The sequence below is a fragment of the Rhodoferax sp. ZS1R8 genome (assembly GCF_056521325.1).
The window spans coordinates 1-1,034 of sequence record NZ_JBWMBA010000205.1 but is presented as its reverse complement, the minus strand read 5'-3'; the positions used below and the strand labels follow the sequence as shown (position 1 = coordinate 1,034).

At 58.3% G+C, this 1,034-nt stretch carries 2 protein-coding genes; both read right to left on the bottom strand.

Annotated features, from left to right (window positions below):
• A partial coding sequence (locus AC097P_RS25010; RefSeq protein ID WP_479613108.1) for a hypothetical protein occupies window positions 1-543 on the bottom strand: 543 nt, incomplete at its 3' end.
• 59 nt (window positions 544-602) lie between these two features.
• Window positions 603-1,034: HepT-like ribonuclease domain-containing protein (locus AC097P_RS25005; RefSeq protein ID WP_479613107.1), on the bottom strand; the 432-nt coding region annotated here is incomplete at its 5' end.

Below are 1,034 nucleotides of genomic sequence, written 5' to 3'. Positions count from 1 at the left end.
ATTGCCGTTGTTATTGAGATTGCCAGCGTTGGCAGCAATCCCGGCGATGCCTGCATCCGACACCAGCCACTGGGCGCCGTCGCTAAAGTTGACGGCGGTAACCTTGCCCGCAGCGTCCAGCGTGTAGCGGGTGCCTGGGCTGCCGTCCGCTGCGCTCGGCCCGGTGAGCGTGTAGCCGGTGGGCACCCATGGCAGGCCGGTCAATTGGCTGTACAGATGGTGGCCTTGGCGCACCAGTGTTTCCGGTGTGTTGTCCACATTGCCGTCGCTGTGCACCTTCAGCATCCAGCCCTGGTTGGCTGCAAACACGGGGTGGTACACCACGGGTGCCCCTGGCTGGTTGCCCAGGGCCTGGGATGTGGTGTAGAGCTTAAAGCGCAAGCTTGTCGGGCTAAATGTGCCGCTAGCCCCCGCAGAACCTGCTCCACCCGCTCCTAAATTCATAGCAACGTCAAAGCTTGGCGCGCTCAGCCAGACCTGGGCACCCTCGCTCCATGGCGCCATCGCGCCGGTGGCGGTGGTGGTTGTCTGGTCACTAGTCAAGCCTGTGGCTAGTGTGGGTATGGGCTGCCCTCGCCGTTGGACCCTCGCCGTCAGGGCGTTCACAAATCAGCCTGCCAAGCCAGTGCCAACGCGTGAACCTTGTGTTTCATTGTTGGCAGATCGTTTTGTATGGTGTTCCAGACGACACCCAAGTCAACCTGAAAATAGGCATGCGAAATACGGTTGCGCATCGCATAGATCGCCACCCACGGGATTTCGGGATGCTTGTCGGCGAAATCGGGATCGGTCTTCTTGACGTTGTTGGCCGCCTCACCAAGGATTTCGATATTGCGGATGACGCCATCCTGAATCAATTGGTCCAGCATGAAGGCATCTTGATCGATGGTAACGGTGTACCGCTCAATTCGCTCGATGGCCTGCAGAATGTGACCGAGATAGTATCTTGTTCGAAGTTTGTCTTTGCTCATACCGGCAATGCCTCTGCCAGAACGCTGGCTCGAAACTTCAATGGCAAAGCATTTTGCGTGAGC